30 protein-coding genes, 2 pseudogenes and 1 other annotated feature are annotated in these 26,926 nt (G+C 51.7%); of the genes and pseudogenes, 11 read left to right on the top strand and 21 right to left on the bottom strand.

The genetic code is table 11. The features are described 5' to 3' along the window. Positions 1-741 precede the first annotated feature (741 nt). The 3 genes from HNW77_RS11775 to HNW77_RS11765 all read left to right on the top strand — a co-directional run bounded on the left by HNW77_RS11775 (position 742) and on the right by HNW77_RS11765 (position 2,850). Positions 742-1,560, top strand: coding sequence for a TIGR04255 family protein (locus HNW77_RS11775; protein WP_172157847.1), 819 nt, complete (start codon positions 742-744; stop codon positions 1,558-1,560). A 22-nt stretch (positions 1,561-1,582) separates the two neighbouring features. Further along, entirely contained in the window at positions 1,583-2,167 is a 585-nt protein-coding gene (locus HNW77_RS11770) for a hypothetical protein (protein ID WP_172157845.1), read from the top strand. Between the two features lie 209 nt (positions 2,168-2,376). Then, positions 2,377-2,850, top strand: a complete 474-nt coding sequence (locus HNW77_RS11765) for a hypothetical protein (protein WP_172157843.1) — start codon at positions 2,377-2,379, stop codon at positions 2,848-2,850. Positions 2,851-3,035: 185 nt separating this feature from the next. On the opposite strand, the gene HNW77_RS18070 is transcribed toward HNW77_RS11765, so the two are convergent. The 6 genes and pseudogenes from HNW77_RS18070 to HNW77_RS11735 all read right to left on the bottom strand — a co-directional run bounded on the left by HNW77_RS18070 (position 3,036) and on the right by HNW77_RS11735 (position 6,950). After that, complete coding sequence (locus HNW77_RS18070) at positions 3,036-4,142, bottom strand: tyrosine-type recombinase/integrase (RefSeq protein WP_172157841.1); 1,107 nt, start codon at positions 4,140-4,142, stop codon at positions 3,036-3,038. Then, positions 4,114-4,422, bottom strand: coding sequence for a helix-turn-helix transcriptional regulator (locus HNW77_RS11755; protein ID WP_172157839.1), 309 nt, complete (start codon positions 4,420-4,422; stop codon positions 4,114-4,116). The genes HNW77_RS18070 and HNW77_RS11755 overlap by 29 nt, the downstream gene beginning before the upstream one ends. After that, positions 4,419-4,643: a hypothetical protein gene (locus tag HNW77_RS11750; protein WP_172157837.1), complete on the bottom strand. Its 225-nt coding sequence runs from the start codon at positions 4,641-4,643 to the stop codon at positions 4,419-4,421. The genes HNW77_RS11755 and HNW77_RS11750 overlap by 4 nt, the downstream gene beginning before the upstream one ends. Continuing rightward, positions 4,640-5,101 (bottom strand): hypothetical protein, encoded by a 462-nt coding sequence (locus tag HNW77_RS11745; protein WP_172157835.1) that lies wholly within the window; start codon positions 5,099-5,101, stop codon positions 4,640-4,642. Before HNW77_RS11745 ends, HNW77_RS11750 begins: the two co-directional genes overlap by 4 nt. Continuing rightward, a complete protein-coding gene (locus tag HNW77_RS11740) occupies positions 5,098-5,559 on the bottom strand; it encodes a hypothetical protein (protein WP_187353245.1) in 462 nt (153 codons plus the stop codon). Before HNW77_RS11740 ends, HNW77_RS11745 begins: the two co-directional genes overlap by 4 nt. 167 nt (positions 5,560-5,726) lie before the next feature. Further along, positions 5,727-6,950 (bottom strand): annotated as a pseudogene (locus HNW77_RS11735) (IS3 family transposase). Further along, positions 6,558-6,674 (bottom strand) — a sequence feature (AL1L pseudoknot). Its footprint overlaps the pseudogene before it by 117 nt. Before the next feature lie 136 nt (positions 6,951-7,086). On the opposite strand from HNW77_RS11735, the gene HNW77_RS17755 reads away from it, so the two are divergent. The 5 genes from HNW77_RS17755 to HNW77_RS11710 all read left to right on the top strand — a co-directional run bounded on the left by HNW77_RS17755 (position 7,087) and on the right by HNW77_RS11710 (position 9,353). Beyond that, positions 7,087-7,242 carry a hypothetical protein gene (locus HNW77_RS17755; RefSeq protein ID WP_241694435.1) on the top strand — a complete coding sequence of 52 codons (156 nt, stop codon included), beginning with the start codon at positions 7,087-7,089 and terminating at the stop codon, positions 7,240-7,242. Positions 7,243-7,276: 34 nt separating this feature from the next. Beyond that, positions 7,277-7,708: a structural protein gene (locus HNW77_RS11725; protein WP_172157833.1), complete on the top strand. Its 432-nt coding sequence runs from the start codon at positions 7,277-7,279 to the stop codon at positions 7,706-7,708. 1 nt (position 7,709) lies between these two features. Further along, positions 7,710-8,048: a hypothetical protein gene (locus HNW77_RS11720; protein ID WP_061273035.1), complete on the top strand. Its 339-nt coding sequence runs from the start codon at positions 7,710-7,712 to the stop codon at positions 8,046-8,048. Positions 8,049-8,123: 75 nt separating this feature from the next. Beyond that, a complete protein-coding gene (locus HNW77_RS11715; protein ID WP_241694434.1) occupies positions 8,124-8,456 on the top strand; it encodes a hypothetical protein in 333 nt (110 codons plus the stop codon). Positions 8,457-8,633: 177 nt separating this feature from the next. Continuing rightward, positions 8,634-9,353: a hypothetical protein gene (locus tag HNW77_RS11710; protein WP_241694433.1), complete on the top strand. Its 720-nt coding sequence runs from the start codon at positions 8,634-8,636 to the stop codon at positions 9,351-9,353. Between the two features lie 15 nt (positions 9,354-9,368). Here the strand turns inward: HNW77_RS11710 and HNW77_RS11705 are convergent, their stop codons facing one another. From HNW77_RS11705 to HNW77_RS11690, 4 genes are all read right to left on the bottom strand, one after another. Continuing rightward, the gene (locus tag HNW77_RS11705; protein WP_172157829.1) at positions 9,369-11,039 is read right to left on the bottom strand and encodes a hypothetical protein; all 1,671 of its coding nucleotides are present in this window, start codon (positions 11,037-11,039) and stop codon (positions 9,369-9,371) included. Positions 11,040-11,060: 21 nt separating this feature from the next. Continuing rightward, entirely contained in the window at positions 11,061-12,692 is a 1,632-nt protein-coding gene (locus tag HNW77_RS11700) for an MBOAT family O-acyltransferase (RefSeq protein ID WP_172157827.1), read from the bottom strand. Positions 12,693-12,773: 81 nt separating this feature from the next. Beyond that, positions 12,774-13,034: an acyl carrier protein gene (locus HNW77_RS11695; RefSeq protein ID WP_172157825.1), complete on the bottom strand. Its 261-nt coding sequence runs from the start codon at positions 13,032-13,034 to the stop codon at positions 12,774-12,776. A gap of 3 nt (positions 13,035-13,037) precedes the next feature. Then, the gene (locus HNW77_RS11690) at positions 13,038-14,936 is read right to left on the bottom strand and encodes an HAD-IIIC family phosphatase (protein WP_172157824.1); all 1,899 of its coding nucleotides are present in this window, start codon (positions 14,934-14,936) and stop codon (positions 13,038-13,040) included. A 350-nt stretch (positions 14,937-15,286) separates the two neighbouring features. Here HNW77_RS11690 and HNW77_RS11685 point away from each other — a divergent pair, with 350 nt between their 5' ends. Beyond that, positions 15,287-16,030: a hypothetical protein gene (locus tag HNW77_RS11685; protein WP_172157822.1), complete on the top strand. Its 744-nt coding sequence runs from the start codon at positions 15,287-15,289 to the stop codon at positions 16,028-16,030. After that, positions 16,027-16,650 (top strand): hypothetical protein, encoded by a 624-nt coding sequence (locus HNW77_RS11680; protein WP_172157820.1) that lies wholly within the window; start codon positions 16,027-16,029, stop codon positions 16,648-16,650. The genes HNW77_RS11685 and HNW77_RS11680 overlap by 4 nt, the downstream gene beginning before the upstream one ends. Before the next feature lie 327 nt (positions 16,651-16,977). Here HNW77_RS11680 and HNW77_RS11675 read toward each other — a convergent pair whose 3' ends face one another. Then, positions 16,978-17,181: a hypothetical protein gene (locus tag HNW77_RS11675; protein ID WP_172157818.1), complete on the bottom strand. Its 204-nt coding sequence runs from the start codon at positions 17,179-17,181 to the stop codon at positions 16,978-16,980. 118 nt (positions 17,182-17,299) lie between these two features. Here HNW77_RS11675 and HNW77_RS11670 point away from each other — a divergent pair, with 118 nt between their 5' ends. After that, complete coding sequence (locus HNW77_RS11670) at positions 17,300-18,106, top strand: IS5 family transposase (protein WP_172157816.1); 807 nt, start codon at positions 17,300-17,302, stop codon at positions 18,104-18,106. 167 nt (positions 18,107-18,273) lie between these two features. Here HNW77_RS11670 and HNW77_RS11665 read toward each other — a convergent pair whose 3' ends face one another. The 10 genes and pseudogenes from HNW77_RS11665 to HNW77_RS18165 form a co-directional block, all read right to left on the bottom strand. Beyond that, positions 18,274-18,708: a hypothetical protein gene (locus HNW77_RS11665; protein ID WP_241694432.1), complete on the bottom strand. Its 435-nt coding sequence runs from the start codon at positions 18,706-18,708 to the stop codon at positions 18,274-18,276. Positions 18,709-19,016: 308 nt separating this feature from the next. After that, positions 19,017-19,220, bottom strand: a complete 204-nt coding sequence (locus HNW77_RS18170; RefSeq protein ID WP_368734801.1) for a TylF/MycF/NovP-related O-methyltransferase — start codon at positions 19,218-19,220, stop codon at positions 19,017-19,019. Next, a complete protein-coding gene (locus HNW77_RS11655; protein WP_275942151.1) occupies positions 19,133-19,753 on the bottom strand; it encodes a TylF/MycF/NovP-related O-methyltransferase in 621 nt (206 codons plus the stop codon). The genes HNW77_RS18170 and HNW77_RS11655 overlap by 88 nt, the downstream gene beginning before the upstream one ends. Positions 19,754-20,472: 719 nt before the next feature. Then, positions 20,473-22,164 (bottom strand): hypothetical protein, encoded by a 1,692-nt coding sequence (locus HNW77_RS11650; protein ID WP_172157810.1) that lies wholly within the window; start codon positions 22,162-22,164, stop codon positions 20,473-20,475. Positions 22,165-22,211: 47 nt separating this feature from the next. Continuing rightward, positions 22,212-23,342: a glycosyltransferase family 4 protein gene (locus tag HNW77_RS11645; protein WP_172157808.1), complete on the bottom strand. Its 1,131-nt coding sequence runs from the start codon at positions 23,340-23,342 to the stop codon at positions 22,212-22,214. Between the two features lie 20 nt (positions 23,343-23,362). Beyond that, positions 23,363-24,019 (bottom strand): class I SAM-dependent methyltransferase, encoded by a 657-nt coding sequence (locus tag HNW77_RS11640; protein WP_172157806.1) that lies wholly within the window; start codon positions 24,017-24,019, stop codon positions 23,363-23,365. A gap of 4 nt (positions 24,020-24,023) precedes the next feature. Continuing rightward, positions 24,024-24,410, bottom strand: a complete 387-nt coding sequence (locus HNW77_RS11635; RefSeq protein WP_172157804.1) for a GtrA family protein — start codon at positions 24,408-24,410, stop codon at positions 24,024-24,026. Then, on the bottom strand, positions 24,407-25,093 hold the full coding sequence (locus tag HNW77_RS11630) for a class I SAM-dependent methyltransferase (RefSeq protein ID WP_172157802.1): 687 nt from the start codon (positions 25,091-25,093) through the stop codon (positions 24,407-24,409). Before HNW77_RS11630 ends, HNW77_RS11635 begins: the two co-directional genes overlap by 4 nt. Next, positions 25,090-26,340 carry a glycosyltransferase family 2 protein gene (locus HNW77_RS11625; RefSeq protein WP_172157800.1) on the bottom strand — a complete coding sequence of 417 codons (1,251 nt, stop codon included), beginning with the start codon at positions 26,338-26,340 and terminating at the stop codon, positions 25,090-25,092. Before HNW77_RS11625 ends, HNW77_RS11630 begins: the two co-directional genes overlap by 4 nt. 252 nt (positions 26,341-26,592) lie before the next feature. Then, positions 26,593-26,926 (bottom strand): annotated as a pseudogene (locus HNW77_RS18165) (hypothetical protein); the annotation flags it as partial.

The following is a 26,926-nucleotide window of genomic DNA, read 5'->3' as shown; positions in this document are numbered from 1 at the left end:
AAGGACTTATGCAGAGCGAGATGGCTCGTTATAGGAGCCGATGCTAGTCACTTGATTTCCCCCTTTCTAAAAACGCTAGTCACTCCCCTCGCCTTCTCCCTGATATCAAGCGCGCAGGCAGAGAACTTGGCAATGGCGCTGACGGCACAGGTTTTCTGCTCGGCATGGCGCACATAGACGCTCCCTGATGCTGCCGCTGCGTCGTGCAGCCCGTGATCATCAGTACAAGCCATATGCCCCATATGAAAGGGTGCTGGACAGCCGCAGGCCTGTTAAGGGACTGTCTGCCCGTGACTACGGATCATGACGGATGCGAAGCCACCGCCGCCCACCCCACGCCGGGAGACAGTCTGCTGGGCTGATCTGTAGTAGCCATGCTACGTGCGAACAGTGCCTCTTTCGTCCACGCCCTGGCGCAGCCATCGTTACAGCTCTGCTCTATCACGACAGAATAGCGGAGATTGACCTTAAGATGATGAATATTATTCCGATCATGCCGCGTATATCACCATAACTCACCGCCCAAAACACAATATGTAGTATTCGTTCCTATTTTGTTTTTCGATATATGGTTTTCTAAATGTCATACCATTTTGCACATATGTAGACTGCATACCTCGAGGGTTTGCAAAGAAGAAATAATGTGATGTTGTGCGGGCGACAGGGCAGGATTTTCAACCATTCCTGCGAAAATACGTTAAGAATTTTAGTAAGCTATAAATGGAAGGCTGTGAGGGAATTATGAGCGATTTTCGTCCATGCAAATCCAATCACGCGATAGAGCAAGCTGTGGTCGGAGTACGTATCTCAAAAATTGCACCTGATGACGTTTACAAACGAGCCTGTGAACAAGCTGACGTATTAGCAGTTTCAAACAATCTCCCCGGGAAAATGCAATTAGATCCAATGGCACTGTTCATGGGACGACAAGTTATTTCTCCAGGTTACGCTCCGATGCAAATGGGAACGCCTGGCATGCTATATCAGCGAGTGGCGCCCAATGGAACTGTCGTTGAAGAAATTACTCTTGAGCGGAGCGCTATTACCTACAGAACACATAAGTATAATAGATGGGACGATGTTGTACGAAAAATTCAGGATGTTCTTATTCCTTTAGCTAACACTCTATGTGGTGGTGATCTTTCGTCAGTATCTGTTGTAGAGTTACGATGCATTGACCGGTTCATGCTTCATGGTGATGACGTACCAAGTTTATCAAATGTAATTAGATCTGATTCTCCTTACATATCGTCTAATCTCTTAGATAAAAAAGAAATGCTCCATCAACATATTGGTTGGTTTGAGAGTACAGACCAAAATAGAAGGACACTTCTAAATATAAATATAGACTCTGTAAATGACAGCAGCGAAAAAAGAAATATTATTATATTGCAAGTAATATCGGAACAAGGGAAAGACGGGCATGTTCTCCATGAAGATGGAACCTCTTTAGAAGAAGCTCTACTCAATAAATTCCATCATCTACACGAGCGAGATAAAGAAATTTTGTCTTCTCTTTTGACAGATGAAAAGCAATCTTCCATTAATTTAAATCAATAATTAAACTAAAGGGAGCGAATAAGTGAGCCATTCGCACTTGTCTCAATCGATAACAAACAGTCTTCCACCCATTACCCCATTTTCGAATGAGCTAACCGCTCCTGCCTGGAACACTGACGCCGGTTTAGATTATCTGATTGGAAGTAAAGTTACTATCAATCTGGATGAATATGTTTATACTGACGGAACTTGTGTACAAATATTTGATGATTTTCACAAACAACAAGTGTTTGTAATTAGTAGGATGACAAATGTCGAGAGCATTTCAGGCCTTGTTGTTTTAGCTAAATCTTCCCCTCACATAGATCAGAGATCTAGGTGGAGGCGCATTTCTGAAAGTGGCAAGCATGAATTGAGCATCCTAGAAATCAAGACTATTATTAAGGATATTAGTTCAAGGCTCTCTAAGAATGCATTTGCAGAGATTGGTTCAGATATAGCCTCCCTTGACATTTCTCAGATGGGAGAAGATGCGATAGTTGCGGTATCGAGAACTTTATTCCCTGTATCTAGTAAATTGCCGTATTGGAATCACTTTATTGAGAAAGTCAAAACCGAATCACGTATTGGCCATATCGATATAAAGGTTTTATCTGGGATTTTCTAGCGATGATGCATAAAATAGAAAGCGAACAAATCCTCAAAGACAGTTTCTTAATATTTAGCTTTGCTATACAGCGACAACCGCATGGTCATCACCATTGCGGTTGTCTGTTCGCAGACGACGACGGAAACATTAGCTTTCTTCATCTAGCTTGGAATTATGACCTGCGATGCGATCCAGTGCCCGAGGGTTATTACTGGAATAATATAGAGATGTTACCTTCCCACAAAAAATACCTTGCTGGGCTATGTGGGTGCATACAAGACAAACATCCAGATGTTCCTTATGGACTAGATCCTAATGGAATTTCCTTTAATGAAGATGGAAGCATAAATATTATTAGTGACAGTGGCACAGGTCTAACATGCGCCACTTTTATATTAACATTACTAAAATGTTATGGATTTTTACTTCTTGATGAAAAGACATGGCCAACACAAAAAGATGAAAAAACTCAGCGTACAATTATCATTGGCCTACAAAGAATCCCCCCCCAGGCAACACAAGAAAAAATAGTACAAAATACAAACTGTATAGGAATGAGGTTTTTTTATCCAAACGAAGTTGTTGGCGCATCTCTTTGCAATGAAAAAGAATGGCCTGTTGCTTACGAAAGAGCAGAAGAACTCGCTCGTATTGTAAATACATATACAGACTCTGAAGTATTAGCAATTCCTAAGTCGTAGCGTCAAACCCGTCCCCTGCTACCATCTGCATTAGGATTGATTTCCTATGACTTGGCAGAATGAGATGGCCTTTTAACGGAGCCGATGCCAGTCACTAGTACTACAGTTGCAATTTGTTTTTTCTCTAATTGTTCATGACTCTTATACGTTCCAAAAGACTCGAATTTCAGACTGCAACTGTAGTGCTAGATTTCCCCTTTTCCAAAAACGCTAGTCACTCCCCTCGCCTTCTCCCTAGCATCAAGCGCGCGGGCAGAGAACTTGGCAATGGCGTTAACGGCACGGGTTTTCTGCTCGGCATGGCGGACATAGACGCTCACCGATGCGGCCGTCGTGTGGCCCGTAATCGACATGATCTCCCTCTCCGTGCATCCCATCTCCGCCAGCCATGAGGCTGCTGTAGCGCGCAGGCCGTGCCAGACGATGCCTTGCAGGCCTGCGCCCCGAATGGCCTTGCTTACAGCGGTCTGAAAGGGTCCGAGTTGCCAAGGTTTGCCCGTAGCGCCTGTCAGGATGGTCTGCGCCGTGCGCAGGGTCAGTTCCCTCTCAAGAGCCGCCTTCAATTCAGGATGGCACGGGATCCATACCTTGGCGCCCGTTTTTTCCTGTACGACCTCAATGACATCTCCGTCAAAGCTGCTCCAGGTCATAGCGATCAGGTCGATGCCGCGCTGCCCGGTGCCGAGCGCCAGCAGCAGCGGCAATCGGAATGCAGGCATTTCGCGCAGGAAGGTCTGGATTTCCACACGCGTCCAGGCACGGTAACCCGGTCCTGTCTTGAGGCGCTTTGGCCGCAGGGCGGGATTATCCGTACGCATACCGATCTCGATCGCATAGCTCATCAGAATTGACAGCATCGATACGGTTTTGTTGGCGCGGCGGGGGCTGGGGATCGGATCATCCCCTTCCTTCCGACCCGGTCGGGTCGCGTATCTGTCTCTGACCAGACGCACAGCAGCCCTATCCAGTTCAGCCACGAGAGCCGTGCCGAAGTCATCTTCCAGCGGCTGCAGAAACTTTTCATAGTCCTTGCGGGTGCTGGGCTTGAGCTGTGCCCATTCGGGTGTTGCGCGGTAGCGAGTGATTAGCTCGCACAGACTACCCGGCACGATGCCAGGACGTGGCTGCTCATTGCGTTCAAACCGATCATGGATTTCCTGATAGGACTGGAAAAACGTGGGGGTACCCACCTCTCCGGCAATCCGCAGCCGCACGCCCGCGCGGCGGTAATAGGCATATTTCTTGCGACGCGACTGGTAGGTATTAACGTAAGGGAGAACGACGTTGGCCACTGGTCTTTCCTGCTGCAGCAGCTGCTGCAGCCCATGAATTCGTTTTTTGCTTCTGTTCGGGCTGAGTTAAGGCGGCCTGTCCTTTGATCCGATCCATCCATGCATCCAGTTCTTCAATGAACCACACGACACGGCGACCGGAGATATGATGTGGCCGAGGGGCTCGGCCTTCCGAGACCTCTCGCCTGAGTGTGGCAACACTGATGCCGCCCGCATAAGCCGCTGCCATTTCTTCGCTCATCGCACGCGGCCAGTGCGGCAGGCGTGATGCATCTTTCATGTTCCCGTATCCTTCGGCCAGGCCAGTGTGCCGCGCGCCCGAATGAGCTTGCGGCCGTTCTCGGTTACCAGCGGGCCACGGAACACGATGCGGCACGGGCCATCATCCTCGCGCACGATGCCCACATAGTCGCCCCGGCCGTTGCCGTGGATCTCGATGCTGTAGATCTCGCGCCCGAACTCGAGGCCCTGCAGGATCGGGTGACTGGCGAGGTCGCTCATGCCCGCCCCTCCCCGTTCAGGGCCGCATCGGCCAGGTGCATGGCCCTCATACCGGCAGCGACCATACTGTTGGCTGGTGTCGGTCCCTCGCCTGCCTGCAGGCAGGTTGCGCGGATATTGGCCAGACAGCTTTTGAGCTGCTCTATCCTGTTGTTGAGCGCAGCGATCTGCGCCTCCATGTCGGTGCGGCGGACCAAAGGAACCGACCACGGATCACCAGCAGAACGATAGATGTTCGTCACGCCTAGACGCTTGTCGGCGAACAGGTTGGCCTTATCCGGCACGTAGCCAACAGTCTCCACATTTGAGTACGGCTGGATGGGAGTGCCGACAATAGCGAAGGCTTCTTCTAAGGGCATCACGCAGTCCAACGCGTGATAAAATGCTTCACGCTGCGCGTAAGTCAGCTGCGCCGGAACTGCGTAATACTTTGCCCCCTGTGTTTTCGTCTCGGTCATGACTGCTCCTGTGCCAGCGCACGCAACTGCTGCGACACGGCTGCCCGGTCGGCGTGCTGCTGCCGGGCAAAGCGGAAAGTGTTGGTGAGACCAGTGCCGGGGGCTTCCTCCAGGCACCAGCGTTCATGAATGCGGGCCGCGCTGGCGGCTGTCATCAGGATCAGGCGGCAGGGCTCGGGCCAGATAAGGTCGGGCGGCACGTCATCGGATCTGATCTTGCCGGTGGCGAACAGCAGGTCACCGCGCCCGTTTTCGCGCAGTTGCTCCACCACGACGCGGGTCCAGGTCGTGGAGAGGCTGATGCGGACATCCTCGGCCGGGACGTGGGCGATCAGGCGTTCCCAAGCTTTGGGGCGGCGTGGCAGCAGGTCCAGCGGGTTTTCCTGGGGTGCCGCTGCGGGCGGCGCGGACATGCCTGCAAGGTAGTCGACAAGATCGAGCTGGCGGGTTTCCATCATGGCAGCGCCTCCAGCACCAGCAGGATCACCGCGCCCCACACAAGGCAGCACAGGAAAATGGCGGCGGCGATTTCCTGCATGTCGGGCAGATGGTTGCGGATGCGGTCGATCTGGTGAGCGGGGATCTGAACTGCCCCGGGTTTACCGGAGAGCGATTTGTTCAGTAATCAGGCAGCGATATCAAGCCTGCTCTGATCTGCATAGAAGACGCGTTCGGCTTCGGCGGGCGGCCTGTAGCCGATTGGCGCCAGCAGACGTCGGTTATTGTACCAGTCCACCCATCTGAGGGTTTCCCATTCGACCTGCGCCATGGATTTCCATGGCCCCAGATGATGGATGACCTCGGCTTTGTATAAACCGTTGATGGTCTCTGCCAGTGCATTGTCGTAGCTGTCCCCAACCGTGCCGACCGAAGCATCAATGTCAGCCAGCGCCAGGCGTTCGGTATACCGGATCGACAGGTATTGTGATCCACGGTCCGAATGATGGATCAGCGCTTTGTTTCCCGAGGGCTTTCGTTGCCAGATGGCCTGTTCAAGGGCGTCGAGCACGAACTGGGTGGTCATGGAATTCGAGACCTTCCAGCCCACGATCCTGCGGGCAAATACATCGATAACGAACGCCACATAGACCATGCCATTACAGGTCTGGACATAGGTAAAGTCCGAGACCCAGAACTGGTTGGGGCTCTCGGCCAGGAACTGCCGGTTGACCCTGTCATCGGGACAGGGGCGCGCCGTATCCGGACGGGTCGTGATGACCTTCCGGCCCCGGATCACACCCTTCAGACCCATCTGCCGCATCAGGCGCTCAACAGTGCAGCGCGCAACCTGTCGCCCTTCACGGTGCAGGCTGTGCCAGACCTTGCGCGCACCATAAACAGCACGATTATCCTGCCAGATCCGGCGGATATGTTCCATCAGTTCCCTATCGCGCAGGGTACGCGGGCTGGCCCTGGCCGGATCTCCTGCCAGGGACGCCTGCTGGTAAAACGTGGACGGGGCAATCGGCAGAACGCGACAGATTGGCTCGACCCCGTAATCGGCACGGTAGGCTTCAATAAACGCGATCATTTGCGAAACGGGCGGTCGAGCGCTACCTGAGCAAAATAAGCCGAGGCCTTCTTGAGGATCTCATTGGCCTGACGCAGTTCACGGACCTCACGCTCCAGCGCCTTGATCCGTGCTGTCTCGGCCGTGGTCGGTCCCGGTTGCGCCCCAGCGTCCTGTCGGGCCTGCTTCCACCAGTCGTGCAGGCTGTCGCCCGAACAGCCCAGCTTGCCACCAATCTCGCGACAGGCTCGGGTAATCCGAGCGATGCTCATCCAGAAGGCGCACGGCGCGCTCACGGAACTCAGGCGAATAACGCGATGTCTTCTTCTTCTCTACCATAGGGCTCATCCTCCGAGAGTTTTACTCTCCGGTAAACCCGGGGCAGTTCATCGAGACCAAGGTCGAATCAACCGAGACCGACCTGCGCGCCCTGCGCGGCGAGGTACGTGACCTGTCAACCGAGATGCGCGAGTGCATGAGCCAGCTCATCGGCGGCATGAAGGCCCTGCGCCAGATCGGGGCGGCCATCGTCGGCCTGATCACCGTGATCGGCACCGTCGCCGCCGCCCTGTTCGCCTATCCGCCCTTCTGCGACTGGTTCGGCCAGCTCCTCCACGGTGGACATCCATGAGCCCGGGCAATGCCCCGAAAAGGAACCTGACGCCATGAGCGAACTCCCGCGCGGCATTCGCAACAATAACCCCGGCAATCTCGACTTTGCCCACCAGCCCGGCGCGCATCTGGAAACCGGCGTACCCTGCCCGCGCTTTGCCGCCTTCCCCACCATGGCGGATGGCATCCGCGCGCTGCGTGAGCAACTGCTGCGCTACGGGCAGCGCGGCCTGACCACGGTGGCGGCCATCATCTCCGTCTATGCGCCCCCCAGCGAAAATCCCACCGGGGCCTATATTCATGTCCTGTGCAGCCGGATGGGCGTGCAGCCCGGCACCACGCTGGACCTGAACGATGCGCAGACCATGCGGCAGATGATCTTCGGCATCACGCTGATGGAGAACGGACCGGGGCACATCACCCTGCCCCAGATCGACCAGGCGCTGCACGGCCTGCCTGCCCTGCCCCAGCCTGCCGAGGCCTGACATGGATCCCTTCTCGCTCCTGCAGGATGTGCTCTCGATGCTCCCGGCCCAGTATGCCGGGGATGTCGTGGTGATCCTGTCGTTCCTGATCTCGACCTGCGCCCTGATCGCGCGGTTCTGGCGGCCGCCGGACCCCACCTCGAAATGGGTGCTGGTCTGGACCATTGTCACCGCCATCGCCCAGGCGCGCGGGTGGAACCTGCCCGCCTACCAGCCGGGAAAGAAGGCCGCGATGGTCCCGGCCACCGTGCCCCGGCAGGAAGTCGAGCAGCGCCTCGATGTCCCGCCCGGCTCCACGCGCCCCGGAAAGCCGCCTGCACGCGCTTCCCCGCCTGCCTGACTGGCCGGTCCTGGCTCAATCATCCTGATCCCCCAACCGCCCTCGAGGCGGTTTTTTTGTATGGAGATGCCTCTCATGGCTGACACAACCACCACCGCCATCCCTGCCCTCGAGACCCTGATCGAGACCGCGCTGGGCAGGAAAGACACGGCCACCGCGCAGGCTGACATCGCACTGGCAGGCACCCTGCTGCAGACGCTGGTGCCGGTGATCGTGGCCCGCGCCGCGCCCAACCTCGACCTGGCGGGCATCGATGCCGCCGTGACGAAGATCCTCACCGGCATCACTGACCTGAAAACGGCGATCGAGACCATGCCTGCCACGGCCAGCGCGACCCCGGCCGCAGCGCCTGCCCCGGAAAAGGTCGAGGCCCAGCGCCCGGTCGTGCCGGGCCAGCCCGCGCGCTGAGCGGCTGGCCTGAACGGTCGCAAAATTTAAGGAAGACAGCCCCGGTGCTAGGTGGATGGCCGATGCACTCCGGGGCTGCACTCCTCATAATACGCAACTTTAGGGCGAAAATATGTCCTGAATTGCAACCCAAAGTAACCGCCCCGCAGCCGGGCGATTTTTGAACGGAAGCCCTCCATGCACAACCCCACCCGCCGCGCCTTCCTGCGCTGCTCGTCCGCCCTGGTCGCAGGCGCGGCCCTGACGGCCTGCACGATCACGAAGAACGGCAACGTCACCACCCTCACCCTCAACGTGGCGGCCATCAAGGATTACGGGCAGGCAGGCTTGAACGCCGTCTCGACCATCCTGAGCATCGCGGCGCTGGCCAGCGCCATCGGCGCGCCGACCGTGGCCATCATCAATGCAGGCGATACCGCCCTGGATGCTGCCCTGAACGCCTTTTCTTCGGCGGCCGGTTCCACGCTGACCATCACCTATGATGACACGAACTGGAAAAGCCGGGTGGACAGCGTGCTCTCTGCTCTCGGCACGGTCAAGAAAGACCTGAGCGCCGCCATCACCGGCGTGGAGACCAAGGTTGCCAGCGCCGACCTCTCCAATGCCAATACCGCCCAACGCGCTGGCCACCATCGTGTCGGCATTCAAGGCCCTGCTGGACAGCGTAGCCGTGCGGCGCCCCGTCGGGGCAATGGCCAGCGCCACGCCTGCCCCTTCGCAGGCACAAGTGCAGCAGGCGCTCAGGGTGCTGGGGGTGACGGCATGACGCCCTTTATGGAGGGCATCATCACCGGTGCGGGCGGCGTTGTCGTCCTCATCGGGTTGCTGGTTACGATCCCACTTAAATTGCATGCAGTACGTATAAATTTACAGCTTCACGATAGCCTAATAAAATAATTATTTAAATATATTCTATTCTATTGCGCAGTCATTCCTAGTATTAAAGTTATTTTCAAATGAGGCTCCATATATTTTTACTGCCGCAACATCAGAACTAGAAAAAGAAAAAGCACTATTCTCATAATCTGCACCGAATGGCCGCGTTTTTCCTCTCACCCACAACCGCATCCAGCCTCCTGCACATTCTTCAACGCCACTATTAAGTGGATTTGCCTCGCCATTCCAATGTGCTTCCTGCTGCACAAAATCCCATGTAATGGCACCATCAAAACCACCAGGAAACAAAAGACGCCAAGTAGCGGACTGAGCCTTATCATTTTTTACGAAAATTGAACCGACATAATAGCTATCTTGTTTCAAGATAGGAGACGGATCAGACTGAATGGAAAAGACATTTTGACTATGCTCTAATTCAGGCTGTGCAATAGAAAGCGATACAACAGGGCCATTCATCTGATATGCCATGCGAGGAGGTATAGTGTCTGATGCGATAAACATATTTTGCAACCGCCCCCTCTGCTCAATTACCTTCCAATTTGCAACACTTGCTTCAGATTTTTCGTATATATTCATAGGCGCAATTGCCTGATCTGTCCATGCAAGAGTAGCATCCGGAGTGCTTAATAGAGCGCGTCGGATATCGCGACTGAACCAGTATTCTCCATGAGCATTCAGGTGAGAGTCATCTCCTACTGCAGAAGCCGGAATTTCCCTAAATGGCTCACCTAACACATGCCACTCACCTGCTTTCTCTCCACTTTTGATATAATCTACATATTTCTGGACCATATCTGCTGCATACAATGGTACGAATTCAGCATTACGCGGGGGAGCCACAAAATAAACGTGGATTCCATGCTCTTTAGATAAATCAGCGATCCGTTTTAAGTATTGATCATCCTCTGGCGTAATAGAGTATCCATGCATTTTACTTTCAAGATCAGGGTAGTGCGATTCAACTGATTGGCCATATGAAACATGTCCATCATCAGCAAGAGCATCATTATAAAGATGTTTATATTTATTTTTTCTTGCAGATGCATCATGCCGTATAACATCCTCTTGAAAATACCCTAAGAAAGACGGGAAATAGAATGTCGGAAAATTATGCGTATACAGAAATATTTTCAGGCGCGCATCAATGTCAAATAGACTTTTGGACCCAAAAAGCTGCGTATCCTTACTTTCTCTAGCAATATGCAAGATTTCCTTAGTATCCTGCCACGAGATTATATTCCAGGGAACAGATCGAGCCCACATAAGTAATGCCATATCCTGCGCACCTGCACCCAACTTGAATGGTGTGAAGGAAAGAATGACTGCCTTAGGTAAAGACGAACACGTATTAACGATGTGTTTCATTATAAAAAAACTCTCGAGTGGAGATCCTCCCCCCACAGCAAGTGTTCTTACGTCTGGACCGATTTCTTCTGGGAGATAATCCGCAATACCAGTGGAATCACCTAAAATAGTCAGTTTTCCGACATCGCATTTTTTTTCAATTTCTGTATGAGCATTATGAACGGCCATCTCAGGGTCCATAAATATTTTTTTCTTGTAGTGACATGCCCCCCAAGTCAGACTTAAACCAGCAAATGCTGTTAACGTAAAACCCGCAATGAAGCGTTTCATCATGCGGTTTTCATGCCCCGGTAACATTGGACTGCCCGAATTCTGTGTCATTATCAGTTTCTTGCCCAGCGCTCAGAATTGGAAATAGAGGAACTCTGTCGAGCCACTCATATCAAGAATGGCAATAATTAAAAGAATTCCGAGTGCAAGTCCCCATATAACCGTTGGCTTCCATTCCAGTGGGAAGATGGCAGGTTTCGAACGAATTTTTGTCAATGAAGGTGCATATTTCCCAAATACCTGCAAAATATTTGGAAATGTCCATACTACAAATAAACCAGAAATGATGGTCAATGCATTTCCAAGGCCATAAACTGCCATCTTATCAATCCGTACCAATGTAGGATGATGAGTTATTATCATCCACCCGTCCTTGATCATGGTTTCTACCATACCAATCTGCGTGGATGCGGCAAGTTCTGTTCCGTGAATACCAACCATTGCTTTCAGAACATTCCATGCGACCATCAAAGAGGGGGCACGAAAGAAAACCTGACCGATCAAAACTGCGATACATGTGAGCAGGATTTTTCCTGACAGAACCAGACGAGCACGGAATATCGAAACATTTTTAGCGGGTTTCGGTCCCCATGTTTTCCAGGCATGGGCAATAGTTAAATATATCCCATGCAGAATACCAAAAACAAGGTATTGAAGGCCCGATCCGTGCCAGACCCCGGCAAGAGTCATTGTTAGAATTGTAGGAAATGCAACTAGTGTCGCAAATATATGAGGAATTTTTAGCTTAGCACTGGTAATGATACCGTACCGCGTTACCATACGTCGATTGAGTGCAAGACTTACAGGACTGTATACGTAAAGCGTAAGAAAGCGCGTGAGAGAAATATGCCAGCGCTGCCAGAAATCTATGACATTTGCTGCCTTATAAGGTGAATCAAAATTGGCTGGAAATGTAATGTTAAACATACGCGCCAGACCGATTGCCATTTCGGAATAGCCAGAAAAATCAAAATACAACTGCAGGAAATACGACAGTACGCCGCTCCAGGCAGCAGCTGTGGTCAAGTGTATGTGTGGTTGAAATGTTGATGCCACATAAGGGCGGAAGCAGTTATCGGCAATAAGGACTTTCTTGGCCAGACCGATCGTGAAAATTGCCAGGCCAATCGAAAAATTGTTCAGATTGAAGTGATATGTTTCACGTTGGCGAAACTGGGGCATCATCTCACGATGATGCAGGATAGGACCTGCAATCACATGCGGAAAAAACGTAACGAATAGAACGTACTCAACAAAATTCTGCGATTTCGTAAGCCCTGCGGCACTGTCTACAAGAAATCCTATCTGGGTGAACGTAAAGAAGGAGATACCCAAAGGCAGAATGGCACTTCCAAAAGCGATATCCGGATGCCCGATATGTAGACCCAACCACGTTGTAAAATCGAACATATATTTGTAATAGAATAACGCTGCCAAATTGGTAATGACACCAAACGCAAGCATCATCCGTGCACGTACATCCCCTTCTTCCTGCCGGGCAATCATCCTTCCGATACTATAATTGAATAAGATCGATATAACCAGCAGTGGCAAAAACGCAAAGCCAAGCCAGCTATAAAAGATGATAGATGCCAGCCCCAGAAAGGCCTGCCCTGCTTTAAGCGAAAAACGCCCTATAGAAAAAAATGCGACAAGGCATACGGGTAGGAAAAGCAGCAGAAAGCTGAGAGAATTGAAAAGCATGTTAATCCAGGCACAAAAACAAATCGGGACAGCCAGAAATTTCTTCCTGCTTGTCCCGATAGCCAAAAGGCGTGAAGATTTTTATACGATGCCTTTTTTTTCGGCAATCAAATCGACAAAATCGCCGACAGAATGAAGTTCTTCGATCTCTGCGGTGCGGAACTTGATGCCAAATTTCTGTTCCGCTGCGGTTACAATGGCAATGTGGCTCATTGAATCCCAGTTGGGAACACTATCAGCTGTCGTTGCCATGGTAAGGGTCAGGCTGTCATCGTCCAGAATATCACGACAGAGTTCGGTCAGTTCGGTCAGGATCTGCTGCTTTTGGGGGGAGAGAGACATATATCAGGCCTTTTCAAGATGGATATGATGGGGGAGATCGGGACGCGGGATGTCCAGCCGCCATAATGTGCTTCCATCCTCCTGTTCCCCGAACTTTGAGAAACCAAGACGTTCATACAGGTCAGCAACCATGGCATTACGATCCGTTGGCCTGTATTCGCCAATGATTGCCGTTTTTCCACGCTGGGCTGCTATCATTGCAAGCAGGTTAATTGCAGCCTGCTCAACCCCCCGCTTGAGAACACGACAGCTCATAACCCATCGTATGATACGAAGGTCGGAAGTTTTTTCTGTTTTATTACCATCAGCGTCCTGACAGGTAATAACTGAAATAATGCCATTATCGCCAAACGTGTCCTTCAGACGCATGACCAGCACTACAGAATGGGGATCATTCATCAAATGTGTGATCTCCCCTTCATCCGTCCGAATTGTCGTAAGGTTGAACTGGTTGGTCTTGTTTATGAGTTGCGTGACCCGAGGCAGGGTTACGGGAGTGATTTTGTCATTCCAGATCATCGTCATATCGAGATTGGTCAGATAGGCATCGATATCGGTGGTGACTTCTGCCAGTTTTCGACGTTGAATGTTTTCCTGATACTGTGCTGACCGTGCCAGGTCATCATCCGTGACACGTATTCCTTCGAAATAACCACTGCGTGCAAGCGCCCCTGCGTAAAGACCTGCATCTTCAGGCAGTTCAGGAACGGCAACCATCGGTAATTCCTGCCGCACGATTGCCCGTTCAGCCGGGTTGTCGTCCGCAAAGACAAGCGAATCAATGCCGATATTCAATGTCTGAGAAATCATACGCAGATTGGTCGCTTTATCAGTCCAGTTTGCAACGAAACAGGCGATATCCGACAAGCGGATTTTCATCTCCGGATGCTTCTCGAAGACCTCTTTCGCCACGCTTTCAGTATTTTTGGAGCATACGGCCAGAATGACCCCGCGCTGTTTCAATGCCAGAACATACTCCTGGAATGCCAGATAAGCCTCTCCCAATGCGCTCCCCTGGCCCAGCGCAATGCCTTCCATGCCGTCATCACCGATTACCCCGCCCCACAGGGTATTGTCGAGATCAAGAACCAGGCATTTTTTCGAGAGACCACGCAGTGCGGCCAGAAGGCGTCCCGCCATGTCGCCATACATGGCCGCAGCCATGGGATGGATTTCCTGCTTTGCGCGATACCAGAGCATCTGGTCATACCATGCAGCGAGGCCATCCTGCGCAACTTCTGCATCGACCGATAGCAGCAAAACATCTTCATGCCGCAGGCGGTCGTTCAACCATGTAATCGTGGCATTGCGACTATGCTCACATCTGACCTCATTGTTGCCTAACACGGTCGGAAACAGAGGCAGAAAGGTCTGCTGGATAACAGTCGCTCCCAATCCCTCTCGTGCAGTGCGCCATGCCCATTGCAAATGAGCAAGAAACTTTTCACGAGCGACAATTGGCTCCTTAGCTGAAGCGATAGAAGCTGTAGCGTGATGTGAATCGAGACTGAAGAGCACAATATCGGGCTTGAATGCATATAATGCAGAGCTTGCATCACTCAGTTCATGCACATATTGCCCAAAATCAGTCGTGTAAATATCTATCCACAGATTTCGCCGTGCCGCGGCCACACGAATTGCGGAGAGCAAATGGCCGATCGTGCAGGAAGAAAGGATCGCCAATCGGATAGGCGCATTGGGCAGTCCATCTGGGACGCCATCCATGAATATGGACGAAATCGCTTTATCCACTCTCCGGATATCAGATATAGATAGATCATATTGGCAATTTTTTCGTATAAATTCCCAACATTCCAGGTCATTACCGGATAATTCCATTCCTTCCACAAACTGTTTTTTCCATTCTGACGATGGTTTCGGTAGCCATGAAAGTTGTAACATCGGTAATCCTTCCGCATACAGAACTAAAAGTAAATTATTATAATGTAAACATATCAATTTTATATTTATTTATGATATATTTATTTTATTATTATTATTATTATTATTGAATCTATAAATCTTCCTTTTCCTATTTACCATTTATACAAATAACGGAGCAGGAGTTACCGGCTACCATATAGCGATCATAACTTTTCCGACCACGATATCGCTCAACGCGAATGGCCATGTCAATCACCGTTGGCAAACATGCAGACATATAGATATTCATGAACATGAAACCATCCAGATTTGCTAATAAGCGTAAACTCGGCTGCCTTGCTCCTCAAACGCGCGCAGGGCAGCCCTCTATGTCGGTCATGCGCAGCTTCATGGCCCGGCAGGCTCCTGCCCGGCTTGACCGCAGCCATATTGATCCTGCTCCGCTGCTGCTGGGCAATGATATGCTGGGGGACTGCACCTCGGCCGGGATCGGCAACCACATCCGCGCCACGTCCGTCCTGAACGGATTCCAGACCGACGTCACTACGCCGCAGGCCGTGGCGTTCTACTCCCGCTCCACTGGCTATGTGCCGGGCCAGCCGGGCACAGACCGCGGCGGCGTGGAGGTCGATGTGCTGACCACCGCGCTGCATGATGGGTATGCCGTGACCAACCAGACCCTGTTCCCCCTCTGGGGCAGCGCGGATCCGGGTGACCTGAATGGCGTGCGCAATGTCATGGCCGGGCTGTCGGCGGCCTATCTCGGCGTGCAGCTGGCCGACGCCGATCTGTGGGAAGATGAGAACGGTGCGCTGGCTCCGGTGTGGGATACCGACACCCCGGCCGGACATGGCGATCCGAACCCCACCCCCGCAAACGGCCATTGCCTGCTGGGCTGGGATTACACCGGCACGGATGACACGGACATCGTGACCCTGCTCACCTGGAGCACCACGCAGCGCGCGACCTGGCGCTGGGTGCGCTCGCGCATCATGGAAGCGCACGCGCTCGCCTGGCGCCAGCTGCAGCCCGCCATGACTCTGGCACCGAGCCAGCCGGACTGGGAGGCCTTGGTCGCGGCCAATGATGCATATCTGCGGGGTGTGGCATGAGGGCGCTTCTGGCGCTGGCCTGCGCCCTCGGCCTGTCTGCCTGCGCCCATCAGGCGCCCGTGCAGACCACGATCCCGCAGGCCATGGCCTCCATCCAGTCCAGTCTGGCGCAGGCCGGGGTGGTATCGGTCTCGCATGCGGGTGACCGGACGGCAGAGCAGGATGCCCGATTCACGCGCGCCGTGCGCGCCGCCCAGTGCAGCCAGCATACGCCCGACCCGGTGGTTGGCACGATTGCAGGCGACGTGACGCTACAGCTCTCCGGTCAGTTCACGCAGGGCGGTCAGTTCGGCGTGGGCGCGGCGACCACGGTGCCGACGTTCGGGGTGCAGGCCGATGCCAGCCGGACGCGCGGGCAGACGATCAGTCTGCCTGTGGCCTATGCGCCGCTGTCGTCCATGCCTGATGTGGAGATGTCCCGGCAGATCAGCTATGAGGCGGCTCTGCTTAACCAGAATGATGTCGTCCGGCGCACTGAGGTTGCCCATCTAATCGCAGGCCGCCACAAATTGTGGGCACGAGTGCAAGCTATGATGAATCATTGGAGTGAGATTGATTGCGCCAGCCTCGTGCCTGTCAGGCCATTTTTAAGTGGCAGCAACCATAGATCTGACCAGTAACGGCTGCATAGCAGGGCTTGAGCCGTCGCTGGAGCCCTGCATCAAACAAATACATAGTTAGAGTTGGTTAAGCTTCTCGCTTATGTGTCTCACCATCAATTGGTGTTGGTGCACCAGATCATCGTCCTGCTGTTGAAACTGGACCTGGTACTTCTGGCGGTCCTGCTGCAACAGATTCATCTTCTGGTTGAAATCATTGGTTTGCTGAGTATTTAAGCGTACACATTCATCACCCTGCCCCTGCCTTGCAAGCTGATCACATTTTCGGCCATTTGCATAAATTTGATTGTCATTCCAGTCAACTAACTTTTGTATTTTATTATCAGATTACTTCATATACTGATTGAGATGATTGTTTAATTGGGTTTCCTTGTCACGAAACTGCTTATCTTCTTCTGATTCTTGCTGTAGAAGCTGCTGACGCTTGGCTTGGCTAGCGCTATCGGCATGGGCCATGCCTGCGACAAGCATACCCCCAGAAAATGCCAGCGCTGCGAAAGGGTAGTAGCGTCTAAAAGAGAGAGAACCCATAACTGCTTCCTTGTGCTAAAAATATCTCTCTTTTTACAGACTTGTAACAGGTAAACTACCCCTGCTTTAACTAGAGGGGGTTATGTACTTTCGTTCCTGATTGGTGCAGTAATGAGAGATGGCACCCGCACGCAAACCGTATCCCTCTGATGTATCAGACGAAGAATGGTCTCTGGTCGTTCCGTATCTGGTCCTGATGCGAGAGGACGCGGAACAGCGGCATGATCTGCGCGAACTGTTCAACGGGTTGCGCTACGTGATCCGCTACGGGATTGCCTGGCGTGCGATACCAAACGATCTGCCGCCGTGGTCGGCGGTTTATCAGCAGTCTCGTCGTTGGATGGATGCCGGCTGCTTCGAGACGCTGGCCTGCGATCTACGTGCCGTCTTGCGCATGGCTTCCGGTCGCCAGCCGGAACCCACCGCAGCCATCCTCGACAGCCGGACATTGCGTTCGACACCCGAGAGCGGGCCTCGCGCCAGTTACGACGGGGCCAAACGCAAACGGGGCTCGAAGCTGCATATGGCTGTGGATACGCTGGGCCACCTGCTGGCCCTGCATGTCACGCCAGCCAACCGGGATGATCGCGCCGAGGTCGGACGCCTCGCCGCTGCCATTCAGGAGGCCACTGACGAAAGCGTCGAACTAGCCTATGTCGATCAGGGATATACGGGCTCAAAACCAGACGAGGCGGCTCGCACGCACGGTATCGCACTCGAAGTCGTCAAGTTGCCCGAAGCCAAGCGCGGCTTTGTCCTGCTGCCGCGCCGATGGGTCGTCGAGCGGTCTTTCGCATGGGCCACACGATGCCGCAGGCTCGTCAAGGACTACGAGCGTTACGCTTCAACCCTCGCAAGTCTCCATGTCGTCGCTTTCGCATGTTTCATGCTCAGAAACGCCGCTATACTCGCTCAAGGTGCATAACACCCTCTAGAGTGACACTTATGCCTCTCATCTCGAAAAACAACTGTAGTGCTAATTCGAATCGCAAAAGCTGTTAGTCAATCTTCAAACGACTCGTGATTCTACGGCATGCTGCATATGGGCAGTTTTTGACCAACATCTTTGATTTCATGGGGGAAATAGGAAAATCATAAGCCCTTGATCGGCGGTTCAAATCCGTCCATCGCTACCATCACGTTAGGGTTTATCTTCAGTGACTTAACCGACGTTTTTACGGCTCCGCCGCAGTCGCTGTTAGTCACTTTTTTCCCCTGTTTGAAAATGTTAGTCACTCCCTGCTTTCTACCCGCCTGTTCCAGGGGTCGGTTAGAGAGCTTGGCGATGGCATTAACTGCGCGTGTTTTCTGCTCAGCATAACGCACGTACACGCTTACTGATGCAGTAGTCGTGTGTCCGGTGATCGACATGATTTCGTGTTCCGTGCATCCCATTTCCGCCAACCACGAAGCTGCTGTGGCACGCAGGCGGCCATGCCAGACGATGCCGCGCTGCCCGGTGCCGAGCACCAGCAGCAATCGGAAAGCGGCCAGTTGGCGCAGGAATGTCTGGATTTCCTCACGCATGCAGGCACAATAAGCCCGGTTCGGTTCAGCCACGAAAGCAGTGCCGCAACCGTCCTTCAGCGGCTGGAGGAAATTCTTATAGCCCTTGCAGGCACTGAGCTTGATCTGTGCCCATTCGAGGTGTTAAGGCACGCCACTCTGCACTGCTGTGATAGCGCCAGAAAATCGCGGATATCGTCCGCCGAAGAGCCTTCGGTGAGGCTTTCGGACGGACTTCCCCGATCAGCATGTCCCAGACTGCATCATGCTTGTCATCAACAAATATACAATTCGTTCTGTTATTATTGAAATATTAAAGATAAATACTCCTATTTAACAGCGATTCGACCCGTATTGTCAAGGCGATTTAATAGAATCGGCTTATCTGAGAAATATTCATCGACTGCTTTTCGAGCACCTGCCCAGTATCCATAATCATCAATTATTAAAACCCCACCAGGAACCAAGCGCGGATAAAGGTGCTCCAGTTCATGTCGGGTCGATTCGTACCAATCTGTATCCAATCGCAACACTGCAATTTTCTCGGGAGCTTGCATTGGCAGAGTCTGTTCAACCATACCTTGCATAATGTTACTCGTTTCATATCATATGAGGTTGAGGCCATATTGATGGTCACATCTTCTATGGATGCGTTGCACCATATTTTGTCTGATTTCTTCGACAACCTGAGAAGTTCTGCCGCTGCGGTTCCGTCTTTAGCCCTCAGATCATGTGTTGACGGAGAAGACATGCCTTCGAACGTATCAAAGAGATAGATGGGGCGTTCCGTTTCACCGGCAGCAATAAAGCTGAGTGCAGCAGCCATACTGCTTCCGCCACGCCATACGCCGCATTCGACATAAGCTCCTGGAATTTTAGCATCAGTTACATAACGAACTGCTTGGCACAAGCCAGCAATACGCTCAGGTGAAGTCATCGTATATTTAGCAATACGATGATATATTTCACGTGTCTGCGCATCCACGTCTGGCATCCGGTATTTCAATGATAATCTGCTATTAGCTACCGTCTCAATGCAACGGTTTATGACGTCTCGAAGGCTCATATTTAACTCCCATCTTAAATTGTTCCGGCACTTCTCAATATATTTCTATTTTATTTCTGATAGATATGGAAGCGTCTCTCCGCTTACACCGGGAAATATTTTAGATGTTCCATGCAATAGGACCAGGGTCTGTCAGGTCTTGATATAATCTGCTGTAGCAGCATCAAGAGAAGAAGAAGGATACGACGGTTTTTTCGTATTGAATTGCGACAGGCCATCATTTCTTGAGCCTTACTCACAAGTTTTCGACCAGATGCCGGTGCCTGCAAGCCCATTTGGGACGGGCAACTTCACGATCATTCCTGCTTGGCAGGATGAGATAGGACGAGATCTCTGATTCCAGAGTTCTTCACAGAATTTGTGCGAAGCATACCCACGATTGCAGACGACATAGGTCGGCGGTCTACCCGGTTCGATCGCAGCCATATCGATCCTGCCCCCCCCCTGCGGCGGAGCAATGACGTGCTGAATGACTGTACATGGTAGCCTGCCCCCTTCCCTCCAAAAACGGCCACTACTTGCTGAATTGGGATTACACCGGCACAGACAATTACACGCTCACTTGGCGCCAGTTACTGCCTGCCACAACTCTGGCACCAAGCCGACTAGACTAGAAAGCAGCGGTCGCTGCCAATGACGTATATCTAAAAAGTATAGCATAAAGGCAGTACTGACATCGGCCGGAATAGATCCGCTACAGAAAGTAAAAAGTGGGCCGCCTATTTTACCTGACAGCCAGCCTCGTACAGGATATTGGCAAAATGTACATTATTTGGCTGCATGAGTTGGGCTCTTCTCTGACTGAATAGACCTTCAATAGGACGCAGCGCTTCAATCGGCAGCATCATTACACTTGGATGCGTAGAACAGAGCGCCTTAACGAAATTGTCTGACATGAGATCACCAATCAGCCTGACAGGCCGATTGCTCAGATCGGGTCGATTGAGAACCACATCCCAACCAAAAAGAGGAAGATCTATGGCTCCGGTATAAATAAAATAATCTGCATCCATGGAAGCAATGCGCTTACTCTCCTGCGAAAAAGTACTATAAAAATGATGAGAAAAGAACAGTTGCATCGGTATCATTACAATAGCGATACCTGCTGATGTATACACCATCAATGAACGCCATTTTGGCTCCTGCGGAACAATCATTTTCCAGCCATATACCGCCAGCAATATAAAATTGCCCAGCAATCCGTTAAAATAACGGTAACCAAAAGCATGGCCCTGATAGGGCATAATGATCATCATGACCATAAAGGTCAGGATAATGCCGCCTGCGAGAGCCTGCACAAGGCGTTGTCGCCAGCATAGGCTAACACCAATCCAGACCAGAGGCAGAAGCAGGAGATGATTCCACGCAATCAACCGCGCCATATTGAGGAGCATATAAGGAATGGCCATCAGACCATTTCGTGACACTGTTTCAACCAGTCGGGAAATATAGTCCGCGCCTGGAGGCGGGGCGACTCCCCCACTCTGCACCAGAGTTGATATGTAGGCAGGCCACTTCAACCAGAACAGGCCGATCACGGCATAACCGATAAAATAAAATGCCACGCGCGGCCATTGCCGTTGAAAGACCAGCAGGCAGAGGAATGGCGCGGCAAATAACGGATGCATAATGGGTTGATGCAGCCCAACTGTAAAAAATGCCACGACAAGCGCAAGGGTATCGGACCACCAGCGTTTCTGCAGGTACAACCATAGCCAGATAAGGTCGAAGGTCAGATGTGCAGGCATGGCGTAGGCCGTCATGCCCAGACATAGAATCTGCCCCGACAAGCAGTAAAGCAGGAGCGCGACCCATGGCGCCTCCTTATCCTTGGGCCACAACTGACGCACACAGGCCCATAATGCTATGGCACCCAAGGCTGTGATGAGTGGATTAGCCAGTTCCGGGAAGGCAAACAGGCGAAACAGAGCCCTTATGGCGGCATTGATGGGAAGATAGGCAGAAACCCATGCCCCACGATGCACGGATGGATAAAGAAAATTGGTATTCAGAACGTCCGAATTATCGCGCCATAATTCACTTAAAGGCGCGACCAGATGACCGGATGCAAAAATATAAGAGTCAAAATTCGCCATCTGCTCATCACGGCTGGCGTCGTATCCACATAAGACCAGCCAGTGACCGACCAGACAGAACGCGCACAGACCTGCCGCAACGGCCCAGATATATCTTGGCAAAAACGTCAATTTCAGGGGGAGCGGCCGTAATGCGGAAAACCAGTTTGCTAGACCGACAATCCCCATTGCTGCCAGCAAAAGCCATATATCTTGGTGGACATAATAAAATGCCGCCATGCTTTTATGAATATCATCAATGCGCGTAAATCTAAACAATAAAATTATAGAAATAATATAAAAAATATAATATAGTTTTTTGTTTTCTATTTTCATATTACATGCCCAATATACAAATATTATTTAATTCTATATTTATCGTATTAAATATGGAATTCACAAATATTTTTACCGATATCCATGATGCGCTCAGCAAATAGAGTCCAGTCATAATGTGTCTTGGCATAATCCATCATCTTCCGCCGTTCGCCAGCGCTCATTTCCAGCGCGTCAATCGCGGCACCAATCTGACTGGCTGTCTGTCCGGGCCTTCTCAAGTCAATGGTAACACCCCGTAGCCAAGTATGTGCTGCCGGATCCGCACGCGCACTCTCGCTTCCACACACAACAGGCAGGCCAGTTGCCATGGCTTCCTGTATGACAAGGGGATAACCCTCGCCAACGCTGGGGAGGAGCAGAAGGTCTGCGGTTGCAAACAGGCATGCAACCTCCTGCTGGGACAATCTACCTAGCACGTGAATATTGGGCAGATTCCAGGCCAGGGGATCAATCGGGCCGCTACCCGCCAGGGCGAATTGCAGATCTGGCCGGTTCTCGGCCAAGGATCGAAGTACATTCAGGCCTTTTTTTTCTACAAACCGGCCGACAAAGGCAACGATCCTGCCCTTTTCCGGTAAACCAAAACGCTTGCGCGCCGATGGCATCTCATGAAAAATACTGCTGTCAACGCCATTGAAAATGAGTTTGGGTGGCTGCTTTTTGCGATAAGAGGCGAAGTCATCAAGCACGGTCTGACTGATGAACACGACCTGATCTGCCGCGTACATCATGGAACGTGTCACGATATTATTGGCCAGTTTCATGACCAGCCTCAGCACAGGCGATGAAAAGGCGATTTCCGCGATATGTTGAATCATGATAACCGGTTTACGTTGCAGTCTGGCTGCCACCATTGCCATGATTGACGTGCAGTAAAGCGCGTCATGCACTACAACAATATCTGTATTGCCAATAGCGCGCCATAAGCGGTACACGGCCAATGGGCCGGGAATGGGCATGGGTAAGCCAGTCAGCGCTTCCGTAGGGTTAATGCACGATAGCGGCAACGTGCGATAGGCAACGCCTTGCGGTGCCGGATCTGCATTGCTTGCCGCCCAGACAACATCGTTGCCAAGGGCGGCGAGATGCTGACACATCTGCGCGGCAACCCTTTCCAGGCCACCACCATGACTGGCAAAAAAAGAAGTCACATTAAGAAAACGCGTTACGGTCATTTTTATTTTAATATACTATATTACGAAGGATCAAAACGCATCGTGGTTTCTAATCTATTTGGAAACAACACTGCAAAAAGACCAGAACGATATGGAATATTACTGATCTGGGCTGAAATCGTCCATCCAGTGTTATCGGCCAGAGATTGCCATTCCTGCTGTGACAGATACTTGGCCTTGATCATGCCGCCAAAGGGAATATTCCCGATAGCGTCCAAAGCGGTCAGACGGACATCATCGATCAGGCCAGTACTGACATGATCCTTGATATAGAGAGGACCATGTACAACACGTCGGATCTCGCGGAACAGATTAACTCTTTCCTCTACAGGAACATGATGTAAAACATTGTTAAGTGTTGCCGCATCAAAGCTCCCCGTTTCAAATGGTATGGTTCGTCCATCGTAAGAGTCGGTCGCAACGGTTAAGCTTTTGCAAAAACGGTCAACAACATCAATAGTCTGAACTTCATTTACCGGGAATAGCTGCGATATGGCCTGTGCAATCACACCGGTTCCGCCCCCCACGTCGATCAGACGTTTGGGATGGCCGGTCCATAAAGTGCGCAGGCTATTAAGCATCATCGTCTGATAATGCGGCATTTTGGACTTATACATTGGCAGATGTGACGCCAATATTTTTTGCAGGTCGGTCGCCTGAAAGGCGTTTATTTCCATTTCCTTATTCTCCTGCAATGGTCGGACGCATAATAGCCCAACGCACCAATAGATAATTTATGATAGTGGTACACAGACTTGCTGCAGGTGCTGCAATCCACATTGGCAAGGCCAATCCAACCTTCCAGCAATAAATGATAGGGATTGCGACCCCTACGCCCATCGTCATGCTGAGTATATACCGCCCGAAACCGGGGAAACTCATCGGTTGACGAAAGACAAAACTGCTATGGCCCGCATAACCGACGCCACCGACTATGCCGAAGGATACGACAATCGCAAGCAACAGCGGTACACCTAGAAAATCCAGTAAGATCATGATGATGTTATGTGTCATCATGCAAATGGCCGATACCACTGCAAACAAAATTTTCGAGCGGTGCCCCTTCATACAGGGCGAGCCTTGACCCAATAAACACAGGCATTATCCATGCACATCTGCGCCGATGTAATACAATCTTCCATCAACCCACGCAGGTTCATGATGACGGCAATAATGCGGGCCAGAAAACGACCCACTACGGGAAGCTTGCGTAACACATAAGCATACCCCGTAAGACGCAACATTGTTGTCGTGGCCAGAGGACCAACAAATCCACGCATTTCCTTGCCATGCAAACCACGCGTTTCAAGATCATGAATCAGGCCGGTACGTGTCCAGCGGCGATGATCCTCGGGGTGGGGATGATACAGCCATGTGCCATGCGTGGACAGGAACAACGTTCCATCAGGACGCAACAGGCGGTGAATCTCACAGCAATAACTGTCCAGATCACGGACGTGCTCCAGAACCTGAACAGACAGGACCGCATCAATGCTGTGATCAGGCACATCAACCTTGCCATCCTGGCTTATGCGGATATCCGCCCGACCATCAATATCCGCCCCGAGATAACGGATACCCTCATTTTCAATGATCTCTCTATACGGCATGTCTACACAGCCCAGATCCAGCAAGGTCTGCCCTGGTCTAAACGCGCTGGAGGTTTCTTTGCGAATGACATGCACCAGTTGGCGCAGAAGAAGCCAATCAGTATCCCATATACGGGGTCTGGAGCGATCAAGGGTCGTCATATTGTGTTTCCAGTTTCGTCCAAGCGCGCTTCTGGATTGGGTGCCTCCGGTGAGGTGATGACCAGTCGCGCACTATGCCCGGCGATGATTGCCAGCAGAAAGCCCCCCAGAATAGACTGGATGCCAATGGTGCCGATAACCGCGCACAAGACGATCGGGAATACTGAAGGCAAAGCGACAAAGCCGATGTGCGTCCAGTTCCAACCAATGCCAACCATGCCAATGATGGCCAGGAGAACCAGACAGGCTCCGCCAATCAGCGTGGTTTCCAATGTCAGAATCTCACGAAAGCGATTAATGCCTGGATGGAGATTTCGATACCGCTGGTTAACACCATGCAGATGCGTAACAAGCATCATGATGAGTGAAAGATGGCCGATCGTGGTCAGAAAACCGCCCACGATCACCCATGAATCACCAAACATGCCCTTGCCGGACAGAAGGCAGACATCATGCAGGCCAGCAATCCCCAGAATAACTGCGCCGACCACAAGCGCGCATAGCGCTGGCACGCCAAAGACCCATGTCGGGCTGAGCATGAACAGGTAGCGTAAATGCCGCCAGCCATCGCGCCAGGGCAGAAGATGAGGCGGACGATCACGCAGATCGGGAGAAAGGGTGACAGGAACTTCAGCAATTTTCAGTTTGAGCAACGAGGCCTTGACCACCATTTCACTGGCAAATTCCATACCTGTGCTTTGCAGGCCAAGCCGCTGGTAAGCCGCACGGGTAAGGGCGCGCAGGCCGCAATGTGCGTCATCAATACCCGAGCGGAAAAACAGGTTCAAAATACCGGTCAATATCGGGTTGCCGATATAGCGATTCTTCCACGGCATGGCACCGGGCGCAATGCCGCCCTGAAAGCGCGACCCCATGCACAGATCCGCTCCTGCGATCAGTTTGCCAATCATCTCTTTGCTATCAATGAAATTGTAGCTGCCGTCACAATCTCCCATAATCAGATAGCGCCCGTAGGCCTGATCAAATCCGCCAATAAGGGCGGCACCATACCCTTTCCGTTTGATATGGACAACACGCGCCCCCAGACTGGAGGCCAGGGCCTGGCTCCCGTCGGTTGAACCGTTATCGGCAATCACAATCTCGCCGTTCAGGTTATAAGCGGCGTGTATTAAATCCAATGCAGCATGCGCATTTCGAATACAGTGCTCTAGAGACTTAATTTCATTAAGGCATGGCATAACAATTGAAACATCAATCGCTTTAGGCTGATTCACAATACTCTTCATCCTCAAACAAAACCTACGCCCTAAATCTGATTCGGCATAATGCAGCTTATATAAAAATATTGATAGGTAATACCCTCAATCTTTTACCATCTGCATCCCGCAAAAATCCGGGGCGCGTCGTCAGGGACAGGATAACCGCCTTTCCTGCAGCGTCGATGATCACGTGGATTTTCGAGGTCAGCCTGCATACGAGACGGTCTGATGGCCTGATCTGCCCCCTTTTTATGGACTCCCCCACGGTGCTGATGTACCTTAACGAATGGTGTTATCAATCATCATGCGTTCATTGTCGGGATTGACAGCCAAATACCCGAAAATCCGCTCTATGACACTGCTTTCGCACCAGTAATGCAGATACCTGCAAACATTCTTCCAGTCACCAAAGCAGGTTGGCAGATCATACCGGGGAATGCCTGCTTGATAGCAATACAATACGACTTTAACAAACAGAAGATGGTTACTAGGGCCTGTTAGATCTTGAATTTCTTCCCATATTGTAGGGATGGAAGAAGGAGACAGAACAGGCACCTTTACGGACGAGACATGGGCGATCTGGGAACCTCTGATTGAGGAGGTTCGCCCGAGG

Source organism: Komagataeibacter melomenusus, from assembly GCF_013155395.1.
In the GTDB taxonomy this organism is placed as follows: domain Bacteria; phylum Pseudomonadota; class Alphaproteobacteria; order Acetobacterales; family Acetobacteraceae; genus Komagataeibacter; species Komagataeibacter melomenusus.
This window is presented reverse-complemented; position numbering and strand designations above follow the sequence as displayed.